We start from the raw sequence: 13,605 nt of genomic DNA, 5'->3' as shown, positions 1-13,605 counted from the left end.
TGTAACTTCAACGCCGCAAACTTTGCTCTTTTTCATGAACTGATTCACAGAATTACGCTGACGGACTGCGCTTGCCGCGCCGCGTGGATAGATTTTTAACAAATAAATTACTTGTTAAAAACACTAAATCTACAGGAGCAGGCCATGACAGCACCCGTTCAGCACCCGATGTATATTGATGGTCAGTTTGTCGCCGGGCGCGGTGACGCCTGGATCGATGTACTCAATCCGGCGACGGAAGCGCTGCTTTCCCGTATTCCCGACGGCACGGCGGAAGATGCCCGGCAGGCTATTGCGGCGGCAGAACGTGCACAGCCTGGCTGGGAAGCGCTGCCGGCGATTGAGCGTGCGGGCTGGCTGCGTAAAATTGCCGCCGGGATCCGCCAGCGCGCGCAAGAGATTGCCGGGCTGATCGTCGCGGAAGGGGGTAAAATTCAGCAGCTGGCGGCGGTGGAGGTTTCATTTACCGCGGATTATCTTGACTATATGGCCGAGTGGGCGCGGCGCTATGAAGGCGAAATTATTCAGAGCGACCGGCCTGGGGAAAATATCCTGGTGTTCAAGCGCGCGCTGGGCGTCACCACCGGCATTCTGCCGTGGAATTTCCCGTTCTTCCTGATTGCCCGCAAGCTGGCGCCGGCGCTGATTACCGGCAACACCATCGTCATTAAACCGAGCGAATTCACTCCCAATAACGCGGTCGCATTTGCGCAGATCGTCGATGATATCGGCCTGCCGAAAGGGGTCTTTAACCTGGTGCTGGGCCGTGGCGAGACCGTAGGCCACGAGCTGGCTGCCAACCCCAACGTGGCGATGGTTAGCATGACCGGTAGCGTCGGTGCGGGCGAGAAGATTATGGCCGCCGCGGCGAAGAACATCACCAAAGTATGCCTTGAGCTGGGCGGGAAGGCTCCGGCCATCGTGATGGATGATGCCGACCTTGAACTGGCGGTAAGGGCGGTGGTGGATTCCCGGGTGATTAACAGCGGGCAGGTGTGTAACTGCGTTGAGCGGGTCTACGTGCAAAAAGGTATTTACGATCGTTTCGTGAATCGACTGGGTGAAGCGTTAAAGGCGGTGCAGTTTGGCGACCCGGCAACGCGGGATGATATCACCATGGGGCCATTGATTAACGCCGCCGCGCGGGAACGCGTTGAGCAGAAGGTCGCGAAGGCGATAGCCCAGGGGGCACGCCTGGCGCTGGGCGGCAAAGCGGTAGCAGGACAAGGCTATTTCTATCCGCCGACGCTGTTGCTGGATGTTCGTCAGGAGATGGACATCGTTCATGAAGAAACCTTTGGTCCGGTACTGCCGGTGGTGGCATTTGACACCCTGGATGAGGCGCTGGCGATGGCGAATGACAGCGAGTACGGCCTGACCTCATCGATCTACACCCGTGACCTGAACGTGGCGATGAAGGCCATTAAGGGGCTGAAGTTCGGTGAAACCTATATTAACCGCGAGAACTTCGAAGCGATGCAGGGTTTTCATGCCGGATGGCGAAAATCAGGTATCGGCGGCGCCGACGGTCGCCATGGTCTGAACGAATATCTGCAAACCCAGGTGGTCTATCTGCAGTCGTGAGCGTCGGATTCAGACAGATAAAAAAAGCGGATAGCCGGGCTATCCGCTTTTTACACGGTAGCGATAGCTAGTGGGCAAATTTATCCAGCACGCGGATAAGCTGCGTGACAAAACCATACTCGTTATCGTACCAGGCGACGGTTTTTACCAGCTGCACGTCACCGGCTTCGGCAACCTCAAGCTGGGTGGCGTCATAAATGGAGCCGAAATGGCTGCCGATAATATCCGAAGATACGATCTCTTCCTCGGTATAGCCGAAGGATTCGTTGTTCTCCGCCGCTTTTTTCATCGCCTGATTGACCTCATCAGCGGTGACTTTTTTCTCAAGGATGGAGACCAGTTCCGTGACCGAGCCCGTTTTGGTCGGCACGCGCTGGGCGTGACCTTTCAGCCTGCCGCTGAGCGCCGGGATAACCAGACCGATGGCTTTGGCCGCCCCGGTGGTGTGGGGAATAATGTTTTCCGCCGCCGCACGTGAGGCACGAAGATCTTTCCCCCGCGGGCCGTCAACCAGCGACTGGGTACCGGTGTAGGCATGAATGGTGGTCATGGTACCGAGCTTGATGCCGAAGGCATCGTGGAGGACTTTGGCCATTGGGGCCAGGCAGTTGGTGGTGCAGGAAGCGACTGAGATAATGGTGTCATCGGCGGCCAGGGTGTCGTCGTTGACGTTATAGACAATGGTTTTCATGTCTCCGGCCGGGGCCGAAATCAGGACTTTTTTCGCGCCGGCGTCGAGGTGAGCCTGGGCTTTTTCCGTTGATGTGTAGAAGCCGGTACATTCAATAATGAGCTCTGCGCCTACCGCTTTCCACGGAATATGCTGGGCTTCTTTCTCTGCATAGACGGTGATTTTCTTACCGTTCACAATCAGCGCATCTTCCGTAAAATCAACGCTCCACGGGAACGGACCGTAGTTCGAGTCATGCTTTAACAAATAGGCCAGCACTTTTGGTGAGGTGAGATCGTTGATCGCCACAACTTCCAGCGGGCTGTTCACTTCCAACAAACGACGTAATACCAGACGTCCGATACGACCAAAGCCATTAATCCCAAGTTTGCTCATGTAAAGCCTCCGGTAGGATGGTGAGTGAGGTTGAGGGTATAAGACACTCCAGGCATACTCTACTCATGGCGAATCGGCAACCCGGAAAGCCGCCTTATCCGCTAAGCGGTTGAAAAACACTACAGAAAAATTAATCAATTCTATGAGGGTGGCATATCGCTGTTTCCGCGTCTTGCTAAGCGCCGTGATCCCTCGTATTTTGACTCTTTTCACTGCCCGTTGGGCTGGATGACTTTGCCGATGAGGGAGAATGGAACATTTATTTGTCTACGGTACGCTGCGCCCGGGCCATGAGAATGCCCCACTTCTGGAAAGTATCGGCGGCGAGTGGCTGCCGGGCTGGGTACATGGCACGTTTTATACGCGCGGCTGGGGCGCCGCTGCCGATTTCCCCGGGATCGTGCTCGATAGATACGGCGCTCAGGTTCACGGATCTCTGTTTGTATCAGATAAGCTTGCGGCACACTGGCCCATGCTGGATGAATTTGAAGAGGGCTACGACCGCGTTGAGGTCGAGGTGACGACGGTTGAGGGAGAACGGGTGACCGCGTGGATCTACCAGCTTCAGCCGCGAACCAGCGAGTAGATTGTGCGCCCCGCGCGGTAAGCGGGCGGGGCGCAAGCCGACCCCATTTATTGCTCGCGCCAGCCCATCGCCGGCGCAACATGACGTAAAATAGACTCAATGACGTGCACGTTGTAATCCACCCCGAGCTGATTCGGCACGGTCAGCAGTAGCGTATCCGCCTCGGCGATGGCCTCATCCTGCTTCAACTGGTCGATCAACTTATCCGGCTCCGCAGCATAGCTGCGACCGAAAATCGCGCGAGTCTTCTCATCCAGGAAGCCGACCTTATCGCTGTCGTCATGGCTGGCGCCAAAATACCGCCGGTCCCGATCGTCCATCAGCGCAAAAATGCTGCGACTGACGGAGACCCGGGGCGTGCGCGTATGCCCCGCCTGTGCCCAGGCGTCGCGGTAGGCGCGGATCTGTTTCGCCTGTTGAATATGGAACGGTTCGCCGGTTTCATCGTCTTTCAAGGTTGAGCTTTGCAGGTTCATACCGAGTCTGGCGGCCCACTGCGCGGTGGCATTCGAACCGGCGCCCCACCAGATGCGCTCACGCAGGCCTGCCGAATAGGGTTCCGGGCGCAGCAGACCCGGCGGATTTGGGAACATCGGCTGGGGATTGGGTTTCGCAAAGCCTTCACCGCGCAGGACATCCAGCAGCACTTCGGTATGCCGGCGCGCCATATCGGATTCGGTTTCCCCTTCGGCAGGGACGTAGCCGAAATAGCGCCAGCCATCGATCACCTGTTCCGGGGAGCCCCGGCTGATACCCAGCTGCAGGCGACCGCCGGAGATCAAATCCGCCGCTCCTGCATCTTCGGCCATGTACAGCGGGTTCTCATAGCGCATATCGATAACGCCGGTGCCGATTTCAATACGTCGGGTTCTGGCACCGATTGCGGCCATCAGGGGAAACGGCGAGCTGAGCTGACGGGCGAAGTGATGCACCCTGAAATAGGCTCCGTCAGCCCCCAGTTCTTCAGCGGCAACGGCCAGATCGATAGATTGCAGCAGCGCGTCAGCGGCTGAGCGGGTACCGGACTGCGGCGACGGTGTCCAGTGACCAAATGACAAAAATCCGATCTTTTTCATAACGTCTTTATCCTGGTTTGCAGGGAAATATTCAGCAGGCGAGGAGCGGCTTACGTACGGCCAGCCGGTCCCCGCGTTGGATTATCTCTACTTTACGTATTCCCTGATGATAATAAATAACGTTTATTTAACATAATGCATCAAATAAATTGATAGAGTCGGGGAGGTATTGCTTGCGGAGCAGGACGTTGAAACCTGCGCGGGGATGACTCGCTGGCGCGTAGCAAGCCTTGTTTCCGCTGATTTGCAGCGCATTTTAGGCCAATACGCCCCGCGGTTCCCTGTTAAGCTTATTGTTTCGCAAACGCTGCCAGAGTGTGATTATGCCAGGAAGAACGGAGCAGTCGACCAACGGTGATTGGGTCGACTTTCGTCGCGATGCCCATACGGGAATTGAAAGTGTTAACGCCCACTTTAAAGGCCACGCCTACGACAGCCATGATCACGAGGAACTGCTGCTCGGGGTGACGTTACAGGGCTCACAGCGATTCAGCTGTCATCGCACACTCCACACCAGTACGCCGGGGAATGCGATCCTTATCGAGCCAGGGGCGCTGCATGATGGCTATTCCCCTCAGCCCAGCGGGTTTACCTATGCCATGCTGTATATTCCGCAGCGCTGGATGGCCAACAGCCTGAGCCAGCGCGGTATGGGTGATATCTCTCTGGTGCAGGCTGCATTTCGCCATACGCTGACGGAGGATCGGCAATTAATTATCGCCATCTCACAAGCTTTTGCTGCTATTCATCATGGGGAAGGTCGGCTGGCGTGTGATGAGAGCCTGGATCGGCTGGTGGCACACCTTACGCCTCATGTAGAAGTCAGGCCAGCGGCGGCGATGACCGATTCACTGGTCAGGATGAACAGGGTCCGGGATTATCTGCACGACCATCTTGCCTGGAACACCGGCCTCGATGAGCTGGCTGATATCAGCGGTATCGACCGCTTTCGCCTGAGCCGGCAATTTAAGGCGGCCTTCGGGCAGACGCCTCATGCCTATCTTGTCAGGTTGCGCCTGCGTACGGCGCGACAGCTGTTGGCTCAAGGGCTCTCGCCGTCGCAGGTGGCGTCAGAGACGGGTTTTGCCGACCAAAGCCACTTAGGCCGCTGGTTCAGACGCGCCTACCGGATATCACCGGTTGCCTTTCAGAGCCGTTGCTCAAACGTTCTATACTGATGCCCGCTGCGTACGCGAAGATGGATTTTTCGTAGTACAGACGGGAGTATTCTGATGATGTTTGATACCAAGATTGCCTATATCGTGCGGGATGATTTAGCGACGTGGCAGCGACTGAACGTCGTGGCATTTCTGGCGACGGGGATCACCTCTGCGGCCCCGGAGATAGTGGGACAACCCTATATCGATTCTCTGGGCCGTCACTATGGCAATATGTCTGGCCAGCCGATGTTGATATTTGCAGCCGACCTGGAAAAATTGCAAACCGTTCATCGCAAAGCGCTGGAGCGGGAAGTGACGATCATTCCTTACATTCACGCCATGTTTTCTACCGGGCATGATGAGGCCAACCGCGAGGTGTTTAAGGCCGCCGATGCGGATAATCTGGACCTGGTCGGGCTGGGGATCCGTGGGCCGAAAAAAATGGTGGATAAAGTGATCAAGGGGCTGGCGCTGCACGGCTAGTGTCCCTGCTGTTGAAACGGGGTTGGGCTTGTCCCTGACCGGCAGCAGGGTAAACCGGCGGGCTCTGCATTCACCCTCATCGGCGGCGGGAAGGGCGTCTGGCGTTGCCTGATGCTGCTATGGTCCTTGCGGCAATCTATGCTTTAATTCTGGGATGGGGCACGTAGCCAATGGGCTGCATGCCTGACATGTTTGAGCGAAGGCTTCGGGAGCCAGACGGTATGCCGCTTGTTCCCGCACCGGATCTTCTCTTTTATTCTTTGAGTGCAATATGACCCTAAATCAGTTTTATCCAATCGGTACGCCGGGACACCCCTGGAGCGCAGACGAAAAGCACCAGTGGCAGCAGAGTCAGACGCGATCCAGGAGCTATCAGCGCGATGTGTTAGACGTCCTCGATACCCTACAGCATCGCTACGATGTCATTCAGTATGGCGAGTTGCGTTATGCCGATGATGTTTATCCGTTGATGGCGGTAAAATCAAAACGCTGGGACGATGCTCTGCCGGTAGCTCTTGTTACCGGAGGCGTCCACGGGTATGAAACAAGCGGCGTGATGGGCGCCCTGACGTTTTTATCGGAGTGTCAGGACGAGTATGCGGGGAAAATCAATTTACTGGTTGCTCCCTGCATCAGCCCCTGGGCCTACGAGCATATTGCCCGCTGGAACTTCGAGGCCGTCGACCCTAACCGGCAATTTTTCCTGGAGGGGGCAGCAGAAGAGTCCCAGGCATTGATGAGGCTCATTGCTGCGCAGAACGGCCGGTTCGCCGTTCACGTCGATTTGCATGAAACGACCGATACGGACGAGAGCGAGTTCAGCCCCGCGCGGTCTGCCCGAGACGGCGTGGCGTACACCCCGGAGAATATTCCTGATGGCTACTATCTGGTCAGCAACACGCGCAATTCAAGACTCGACTTCCAGAGCGCGTTGATTGCCGCTGTTGCGCAGGTAACGCACATTGCCCCGTCGGAACCCGGCGAAACCGTGCTCGGGTATCCGGTCACCGGTCCGGGGATTGTTGAGTATGACAATAACGCCTGGCACCTGTGTTCGACGATCACCGACGCCCCGTTTACAACCACCACCGAAGTCTATCCCGACAGCGCGGATGCCACCCCGGAACAGTGTACCAGGGCGCAGGTTGTCACGGTCCGCCGGGCCATAGAATTTGCCTTATCGAACTGATTTAGCCGACCGGGCAGGTATTGCCCGGTCTACTCGGCTGGTGTTGTTGTCGCTGTATTTTCGCATTTATCGAACGGTCGTTTCGCAAAATACATATTGTCCTCAAAAAAGAAAATTGTAATTGTATTCATCATCGTTTGCGATTGTATATGCATGCCAGGGGGTGAGCCTGGGCTGTATAAACAGGGCTACGGGCTGATTGCTTATATTCATCATCAATAGTAAAAATCAAATAATGAATTATGACTGCGGGTGTTCATATTTCCATCTTTGTTATGGCCGTTTTCCAGTTTATTTTTATTGTGCCCATGAATATTTTTATCGCCTGGGACTGTTGGTGTTTAGGTGATTTATTCTATGCATTGGTCGGGAGCGCACTTTCCACCATCGGGGCGGCAATATCTATACATGCGCTGCGGTTGCTGATTGATCCTCGGCAGGCAATATTCCGTTATCCTAAAGGCGAAAAAAAACAGCATTCAGGCTCGTCATCGTCCTTGAATGAGAGTCAACATGAGCAACAGTGCTGAGCGAGTCTGCGTGCTGCTCCTCCTGATGTCACGTTGTGGCTGAACATGGATCAATATGCACCATCACATTCAGTACCCCGTGCTGGTGTAAAACACGCTCCCGTGCCGCCATCGCAATGTCATGGCCCTCTCTGACGGAGAGGTGTTCAGGAACCTCCAGATGCACATCGACAAGAATAAGATCGCCCACCTTACGCGTTTTAAGATCGTGAAGTCCGGCTACTCCCGGTGTTGACCGGAGTAGCGTTTTTATTTCATGTTCCTTATCGCTATCCGCCGCGCGGTCCATCAGGTCATGCATCGCGTCAGAAGCGAATGAATATCCCATCCTGAGTATCAGCAAACCAACCACACCCGCCGCCACCGGATCAAACCACGGGTATCCGGCCAGGGTTCCGGTAATACCGATGGCCACGACAACCGACGACGCGGCATCGGAACGGGCATGCCATGCATTGGCCATCAGCAGAGAGGACTGGAGGCGGGTGGCTACCCGGAGCATATAGCGGAACAGCGTTTCTTTGATGGCGAGTGCCGCCAGGGCAACCCACAGCGCGGCAATATGCACCTCAGAAAGCGACTCCGGATGGAGTAATTTTCCGGCGGCAGACCACAACATTCCGACCCCGACGGCCATGAGCATCATCCCGAGAATCATTGAGGCGCCGTTCTCGTACCGCCAGTGTCCGTAGTGGTGGTCACTGTCCGAGGGTTTCCGGCTCTTTTTATTGGCAAACAGCACGACAAAGTCGGCCACTAAATCAGAAAGAGAATGAATTCCATCTGCAATTAAACCCTGAGAACCGGAAAATATACCGGTGAGAATCTGCATAAGCGATAAAACAACATTAACCGCTACGCTGACTAAGGTGCTTTTTCGCGCCATCACTGAACGTTCATGATACCCATTATCATTTCGCATAAAACATTCCGGATAAATAAAACATGATGGCCAGAATTATACTGGCTCAATCTTAATGTAAGGTTAATGATGAAAGAATAAATTACCGAGAAAGGTGATTTTTATATATCCCTCATACCGGGGGGATTAATTTCCTGATTAAAAGGAAAACCACACCATGCATCTGGAACGACACAGTATCGACAAAGTCGGGTGGCTGAGAGCGGCGGTGCTGGGAGCAAATGATGGCATTGTGTCAACGGCCAGTTTGGTCCTCGGGGTTGCCGCCGCGGGTACTTCACCGGCGGGTATTTTGCTCGCTGGCGTAGCCGGGCTGGTTGCGGGGGCTATGTCGATGGCTACAGGGGAGTATGTTTCCGTCTCATCGCAGGCTGATACCGAAAATGCGGCGCTGACTCAGGAGAAAAGAGAGCTTGCCGCAAACTATGAGGAAGAGGTACAGGAACTGACTTCGCTTTACAGGCAGCGGGGGCTGGAGTCGACCCTGGCGCGTCAGGTTGCGGAGCAGCTGATGGCGAAGGATGCCCTGGATGCCCATGCCCGGGAAGAGCTGGGACTGACGGAGACTAATTCCGCGCGCCCTCTGCAGGCCGCCCTGTTTTCTGCACTCAGCTTTTCTGCGGGTGCGTTGTTACCTGTACTCATTGCATGGCTGGCGCCGGCTATGCTGGTGCTCCCGTTTGTTATTGTCTCCACGCTTTTTTCATTGGTTATCCTTGGATATATCTCATCGGTTGCAGGCAAAGCGTCGCCGGTGAAGGCAATAATGAGAATCACCTTCTGGAGTACCATCGCCATGGTCTTATCGATGGGTGCGGGTTCTCTTGCCGGCCAGACGCTGGCCTGAAATACCGTTAAGCAATAAGGACAGATAAAATTGAAAAAATATTCGCGTAGCCAGATTGCGCTCCACTGGCTGGTCTTTCTGCTGATCGTGATAACTTACGCCGCGATGGAATTAAAGGGCTTGTTCCCCAAGGGGTCCACGGGGCGTTACTGGATGGGCATCGCGCATTACAGTTGCGGGGTGAGCGTGTTTATTCTGATGTTAGTCAGAATGATACTGCGGTTTCTTTCCCCTGAGCCCCCGGTCGTTCCTCCTCTTCCGGACTGGCAGCGCCTCAGCGCCACCGTCGGGCATTTTATTTTATATTCTCTTTTTATTTTACTTCCTGTTCTTGGGGTGATGTCGCTCTATTTTGGTCAAAAAGAATGGGTCTTTGTCTTTATTCATATGCCTGTGGCATCGGTAAAAAATAGCCTGCTGCAAAACAGTCTGAAGGATATTCATGAACTGCTGGCCAATACGGGTTACTTTATCATTGGTTTACACGCTGTGGCGGCCTTAATGCATCACTATGTTTGGCGGGACAACACCTTAAAAAGGATGATGCCTGGAAAAAACAGGGACTAAACAGGCTATCAGCGAAGGTTTACCCGAACCCCGGTAGCGCGCGACTGGCATCGCCACCGTGATGTTATTAATGCGTCTGATCGTCGTGGATAATTAATCAGTCAGTGCGCGGTTCGGGTGTGTTGAGCAGGAAATCAATGAACTTTCTTACTTTTAGCGGCAGATAGCGCGTATAAGGATAAATAAGCATAAAGGGGCGGGTAGTGCCGGCATAGTCAGGCAGCAGTTCAATCAGCTCGCCGCGCTTTAATTCTTCCTCGACGCTAAAGCGGTAAACCTGCATGACCCCCGCGCCGCTTTTCACCAACGTCAGGGTGGCAAGATAATCTTCCCGGCAGACTAACCGTCCACGGGTTTCCATTCTGTATTCCCGGCCATGCTCCATAAATGTCCACGGGGCAGGGCGACCGTTGCCGGGAAGAATGTACTGAATGCACTCGTGGTGCGCCAAATCGGCTGGGGTGGTCGGGGCGGGATGGTTTTGCAGATATGACGGCGTTGCGACAATAATAAGCTCGGTATCTTCCAGACGCCGTGCCACCAGACCAGAATCGTGCAGTTCGCTACCGCGAATGGCCAGGTCAAACTGGTCTTCGGCGAAATCAATATTCTGATTGCTCACTTCCAGATTTACCGTCACATCGGGGTAAAGGGCGCAAAAAGCCGACATTCGCGGCAGCAGACGGAAGTGCGCGTACAGCGTAGGCGCGCTGATACTGAGGGTGCCAACGGGCATCTGTCGTTCACCCGATATTTTTTCTTCAGCCTCCACGAACTGGCTTAACGCCTTGCGACAATCCAGATAGTACAGCTGGCCGGTGTCCGTCGGGCGCATGCTGCGCGTTGTCCTGATAAATAGTCGCGTTTGCAATCGTTTCTCCAGCCTGGCGACAGACCGGCTGACGGCGGCCGGTGTAACACCTGCCGCGGCGGCGGCGGCTGTAAAGCTGCCGGTTTCCACGGTCAGGCAAAACAGCTCGATACTGCCTAACTGAAGATCGTCAAAATAGCGCTGCACGCTACCCCCTGATTAATTACATTGTGTATAAATTAAAATTCATTCAGGCCCATTTTTCAATCAACTAGCATCAATTATCGTTTATGTCATGCCACTAACGGTTGGAAAAAGGACATAACATGAACAGAACGAAAACGGTCATTGTGACGGGCGCTTCCAGCGGTTTGGGTTTAGCCATCGCTCAGGCTTTCCTGGCCAGGAATGACAATGTTGTCGCGAATGCGCGCACACTTACGCGTTTGCAAGCCGCGGCTGATGGCCTGGGTAACCCAGCGAATTTACTGCTGGTGCCGGGCGATATCTCGCTTCCGGAAACATCGGCCCGTTTATTCACCCAGGCCGAGCAGCACTTTGGACAGGTCGATATTCTGGTCAACAATGCGGGGATCTTTGTGGCAAAACCCGTGACTGAATACACCCCTGAGGATGTCGGGGCGATGACGGACACCAATCTTAAGGGCTTCTTTTATCCGGCTCAGGCTGCGGCGCGCCACATGGCACCGCGAGGATCCGGGCATATTATTACCATCACGGCGTCGATTGCGATGCAGCCTAATCGTAAGGTTCCGGCACTGTTGCCCGTGCTGATTAAAGGAGGGCTGAATCAGGCCATTCGCGGACTGGCGCTGGAGCTGGCGCCGCATAATGTGTTGGTGAACGGCGTGGCGCCCGGCATTATTTCGACGCCAATGCATGAGTCGGATGAGCAGAGTCTGGCGTTTTTAAAGGGGCTGTCACCCACTGAACGGATTGGCCAACCCAGGGATATTGTGGATGCGGTGCTGTATCTGGCCGACGCGACTTTTGTTACCGGAACGGTGATGACGGTTGATGGCGGGGCCACCGCAGGAGTCTGGTAAGGAGAGAGTACGATGCCTTATGTCAATATCAAGGTCACCCGGGAAGGGGTCAGCGCTGAGCATAAACGACGGCTGATTGAAGGCGTGACCGAGCTTCTCCATCAGGTGCTCAATAAACCGCACCACACGACCTTCGTAGTGATTGATGAGGTCGATACGGAAAACTGGGGCGTCGGCGGGCGCAGCGTCAGCGACTTGCGCAAAAATGAGCCTTTGCGATAGGTCGAAATGCGCCCTTTGTTGCCCCATATTATTCAGCGTGATAAGCAACGTGATAGTGCGAATAGACCGGGTTCATCGAAGGCAGGGCCCGGTTTATTAACTAATTTTGCCGTGATTAAGTGCAGTCAATGGCTCATTAACAGAGAAAATCTTGCACGCCACGTTATCCACACCCAGATGTTTCAGGCGGGCAGAATGCTTCTGGACATAGGCCGTGGCGGTCTCTTCATTCTGAAACAGGTAGATGCCACCGGCTTCCTGATGAGCTTCGTTCTCCGTCCAGATTTTCCAGATGAACCCAGGCTCATGGTTAATGGACTCGGCAAGTTCAACCAGCTGGCGTGACATCTCTGCACCGAACGGCCCCTTAAAATCAAAATGCAGCTGCAGCAGTTTTTTCGACATATTCCCTCCAGGAGAACGTTCTTATGAATGAGTCTGTATATTATTTTCAATATATTGCACAATAAACTGCATAATTTAGCCATTATGTGTGCAAAAACATGACAGAACGACTAAAGACCACCCTGGACCAGTGGATGAATCTGGTTGCCATAAGTGAGGAAGGAAGCGTTCAGGCGGCGGCAGAACGGCTGCATAAAAGCCATACCACTGTGTTGTATTCCGTTAAAAAGTTAGAAGGGCAGCTGGGTACGGCGCTGGTGGAAGTGGTGGGTAAAAAAACGCGGCTTACCGCCAGCGCGACCATGCTTCTGCGCAAAGCAGGCAGTATGCTTGAAACGGCCAGGCAGCTGGAAAAGCTCAGCAGTTTGCTGGCAGAAGGCTATGAATCCAGCCTCACTATCTCCGTTGATCACCTGTGTGACCGGCAATGGATTTACGCGCCCCTGACCCGGTTTTGTGCTGAAAATACGCTAACATCGATCACGCTACGTGAGACCTCTCTCAGCGCTACGCGGCGATACGTCAAAGAGAAACTGTCAGATATCGCCATTATTAATCTGCCTGTCGAAAATTTTCCCTCCTCCTTTTTCGGCCATGTAAAAATGCTTCCCGTCATCTCCTCTCACCACGAACTCGCCGGGGAGAGGCAAGTCAGTCAGAGTGAACTGCTTAATACGACACAAATTGTTCTGCGTGACCTGGGGTACGAGGATGGCGCGCAGGGCGAAAATGTGGGCTGGCTGAAGCCGCAGCGTAGAATAACGGTGGACAATTTTGATTACGCCATTGATGCCGTGAGCGCTGGTCTCGGTTTTTGTCGGTTGCCTGAACACCTGATAAAACGGCGCAGTGACCCTGGTATTACCACGCTCAACGTTCAGGAAGGTTTCGACTATCAGGTACCGTTACATGTCACTTTGCCAAAGGGTGAAGATACCGGGCCTGCGGCAAGAGCGCTCTTTGAACTGCTGATGGCCGATGCCGCCGTGCGAAAAGGCTAACACTCTCGGGAAGGCAACGGCTCGCGGTGCCCTATTGGATAGGGTGGGCTGGTGCGATGGCGCACAGTCTTTGCCAAAAGAGTATTTTC

At 54.3% G+C, this 13,605-nt stretch carries 16 protein-coding genes; 11 read left to right on the top strand and 5 right to left on the bottom strand.

The window, feature by feature from the left end; translation table 11 throughout:
- Positions 1–144 precede the first annotated feature (144 nt).
- Positions 145–1,584 carry an aldehyde dehydrogenase gene (aldA, locus tag ACMYSK_RS07610; RefSeq protein ID WP_434641513.1) on the top strand — a complete coding sequence of 480 codons (1,440 nt, stop codon included), beginning with the start codon at positions 145–147 and terminating at the stop codon, positions 1,582–1,584.
- Positions 1,585–1,651: 67 nt separating this feature from the next.
- On the opposite strand, the gene gap is transcribed toward aldA, so the two are convergent.
- Positions 1,652–2,650, bottom strand: coding sequence for a type I glyceraldehyde-3-phosphate dehydrogenase (gap, locus tag ACMYSK_RS07605; protein ID WP_434641511.1), 999 nt, complete (start codon positions 2,648–2,650; stop codon positions 1,652–1,654).
- 250 nt (positions 2,651–2,900) lie between these two features.
- Here gap and ACMYSK_RS07600 point away from each other — a divergent pair, with 250 nt between their 5' ends.
- Positions 2,901–3,236, top strand: coding sequence for a gamma-glutamylcyclotransferase family protein (locus ACMYSK_RS07600; RefSeq protein ID WP_434641509.1), 336 nt, complete (start codon positions 2,901–2,903; stop codon positions 3,234–3,236).
- Between the two features lie 47 nt (positions 3,237–3,283).
- Here ACMYSK_RS07600 and ACMYSK_RS07595 read toward each other — a convergent pair whose 3' ends face one another.
- Complete coding sequence (locus ACMYSK_RS07595; RefSeq protein ID WP_434641507.1) at positions 3,284–4,312, bottom strand: LLM class flavin-dependent oxidoreductase; 1,029 nt, start codon at positions 4,310–4,312, stop codon at positions 3,284–3,286.
- 323 nt (positions 4,313–4,635) lie between these two features.
- On the opposite strand from ACMYSK_RS07595, the gene ACMYSK_RS07590 reads away from it, so the two are divergent.
- From ACMYSK_RS07590 to ACMYSK_RS07575, 4 genes are all read left to right on the top strand, one after another.
- The gene (locus ACMYSK_RS07590; RefSeq protein ID WP_434641505.1) at positions 4,636–5,490 is read left to right on the top strand and encodes a helix-turn-helix domain-containing protein; all 855 of its coding nucleotides are present in this window, start codon (positions 4,636–4,638) and stop codon (positions 5,488–5,490) included.
- Positions 5,491–5,547: 57 nt separating this feature from the next.
- Positions 5,548–5,955, top strand: a complete 408-nt coding sequence (locus ACMYSK_RS07585) for a DUF2000 family protein (RefSeq protein ID WP_434643970.1) — start codon at positions 5,548–5,550, stop codon at positions 5,953–5,955.
- 271 nt (positions 5,956–6,226) lie between these two features.
- Complete coding sequence (locus tag ACMYSK_RS07580) at positions 6,227–7,144, top strand: M14 family metallopeptidase (RefSeq protein ID WP_434641504.1); 918 nt, start codon at positions 6,227–6,229, stop codon at positions 7,142–7,144.
- Between the two features lie 242 nt (positions 7,145–7,386).
- Positions 7,387–7,674 carry a hypothetical protein gene (locus ACMYSK_RS07575; protein ID WP_434641502.1) on the top strand — a complete coding sequence of 96 codons (288 nt, stop codon included), beginning with the start codon at positions 7,387–7,389 and terminating at the stop codon, positions 7,672–7,674.
- Between the two features lie 28 nt (positions 7,675–7,702).
- On the opposite strand, the gene ACMYSK_RS07570 is transcribed toward ACMYSK_RS07575, so the two are convergent.
- Positions 7,703–8,596, bottom strand: coding sequence for a cation diffusion facilitator family transporter (locus ACMYSK_RS07570; RefSeq protein WP_434641500.1), 894 nt, complete (start codon positions 8,594–8,596; stop codon positions 7,703–7,705).
- A 157-nt stretch (positions 8,597–8,753) separates the two neighbouring features.
- On the opposite strand from ACMYSK_RS07570, the gene ACMYSK_RS07565 reads away from it, so the two are divergent.
- Entirely contained in the window at positions 8,754–9,443 is a 690-nt protein-coding gene (locus ACMYSK_RS07565) for a VIT1/CCC1 transporter family protein (RefSeq protein WP_434641498.1), read from the top strand.
- A 30-nt stretch (positions 9,444–9,473) separates the two neighbouring features.
- Positions 9,474–10,010: a cytochrome b561 gene (gene cybB / locus ACMYSK_RS07560; RefSeq protein ID WP_434641496.1), complete on the top strand. Its 537-nt coding sequence runs from the start codon at positions 9,474–9,476 to the stop codon at positions 10,008–10,010.
- A 97-nt stretch (positions 10,011–10,107) separates the two neighbouring features.
- Here the strand turns inward: cybB and ACMYSK_RS07555 are convergent, their stop codons facing one another.
- Positions 10,108–11,028, bottom strand: coding sequence for a LysR family transcriptional regulator (locus ACMYSK_RS07555; protein ID WP_434641494.1), 921 nt, complete (start codon positions 11,026–11,028; stop codon positions 10,108–10,110).
- 119 nt (positions 11,029–11,147) lie between these two features.
- On the opposite strand from ACMYSK_RS07555, the gene ACMYSK_RS07550 reads away from it, so the two are divergent.
- Positions 11,148–11,888 carry an SDR family NAD(P)-dependent oxidoreductase gene (locus ACMYSK_RS07550; RefSeq protein WP_434641493.1) on the top strand — a complete coding sequence of 247 codons (741 nt, stop codon included), beginning with the start codon at positions 11,148–11,150 and terminating at the stop codon, positions 11,886–11,888.
- Positions 11,889–11,900: 12 nt separating this feature from the next.
- On the top strand, positions 11,901–12,110 hold the full coding sequence (locus tag ACMYSK_RS07545) for a tautomerase family protein (protein ID WP_434641491.1): 210 nt from the start codon (positions 11,901–11,903) through the stop codon (positions 12,108–12,110).
- Positions 12,111–12,206: 96 nt separating this feature from the next.
- On the opposite strand, the gene ACMYSK_RS07540 is transcribed toward ACMYSK_RS07545, so the two are convergent.
- Positions 12,207–12,515, bottom strand: coding sequence for a monooxygenase (locus ACMYSK_RS07540; RefSeq protein ID WP_434641489.1), 309 nt, complete (start codon positions 12,513–12,515; stop codon positions 12,207–12,209).
- A gap of 98 nt (positions 12,516–12,613) precedes the next feature.
- Here ACMYSK_RS07540 and ACMYSK_RS07535 point away from each other — a divergent pair, with 98 nt between their 5' ends.
- On the top strand, positions 12,614–13,516 hold the full coding sequence (locus ACMYSK_RS07535; protein WP_434641487.1) for a LysR family transcriptional regulator: 903 nt from the start codon (positions 12,614–12,616) through the stop codon (positions 13,514–13,516).
- The last annotated feature ends 89 nt before the right edge of the window (positions 13,517–13,605 follow it).

The sequence above is a fragment of the Klebsiella sp. I138 genome (assembly GCF_051131765.1).
Classification (GTDB): Bacteria; Pseudomonadota; Gammaproteobacteria; order Enterobacterales; family Enterobacteriaceae; genus Klebsiella.
Note: the sequence above shows the minus strand (reverse complement) of the source record. Positions and strands in the feature narration are given on the sequence as shown.

Bases quoted from the DNA above. Each gene is read 5' to 3' on its own strand.
- ACMYSK_RS07600 (WP_434641509.1), top strand. From the start codon at position 2,901: ATGGAACATTTATTTGTCTACGGTACGCTGCGCCCGGGCCATGAGAAT.
- ACMYSK_RS07595 (WP_434641507.1), bottom strand. From the start codon at position 4,312: ATGAAAAAGATCGGATTTTTGTCATTTGGTCACTGGACACCGTCGCCG.
- ACMYSK_RS07550 (WP_434641493.1), top strand. From the start codon at position 11,148: ATGAACAGAACGAAAACGGTCATTGTGACGGGCGCTTCCAGCGGTTTG.
- aldA (WP_434641513.1), top strand. From the start codon at position 145: ATGACAGCACCCGTTCAGCACCCGATGTATATTGATGGTCAGTTTGTC.
- ACMYSK_RS07535 (WP_434641487.1), top strand. From the start codon at position 12,614: ATGACAGAACGACTAAAGACCACCCTGGACCAGTGGATGAATCTGGTT.
- ACMYSK_RS07590 (WP_434641505.1), top strand. From the start codon at position 4,636: ATGCCAGGAAGAACGGAGCAGTCGACCAACGGTGATTGGGTCGACTTT.
- ACMYSK_RS07540 (WP_434641489.1), bottom strand. From the start codon at position 12,515: ATGTCGAAAAAACTGCTGCAGCTGCATTTTGATTTTAAGGGGCCGTTC.
- ACMYSK_RS07570 (WP_434641500.1), bottom strand. From the start codon at position 8,596: ATGCGAAATGATAATGGGTATCATGAACGTTCAGTGATGGCGCGAAAA.
- ACMYSK_RS07565 (WP_434641498.1), top strand. From the start codon at position 8,754: ATGCATCTGGAACGACACAGTATCGACAAAGTCGGGTGGCTGAGAGCG.
- ACMYSK_RS07580 (WP_434641504.1), top strand. From the start codon at position 6,227: ATGACCCTAAATCAGTTTTATCCAATCGGTACGCCGGGACACCCCTGG.
- ACMYSK_RS07585 (WP_434643970.1), top strand. From the start codon at position 5,548: ATGTTTGATACCAAGATTGCCTATATCGTGCGGGATGATTTAGCGACG.
- ACMYSK_RS07545 (WP_434641491.1), top strand. From the start codon at position 11,901: ATGCCTTATGTCAATATCAAGGTCACCCGGGAAGGGGTCAGCGCTGAG.
- gap (WP_434641511.1), bottom strand. From the start codon at position 2,650: ATGAGCAAACTTGGGATTAATGGCTTTGGTCGTATCGGACGTCTGGTA.
- ACMYSK_RS07575 (WP_434641502.1), top strand. From the start codon at position 7,387: ATGACTGCGGGTGTTCATATTTCCATCTTTGTTATGGCCGTTTTCCAG.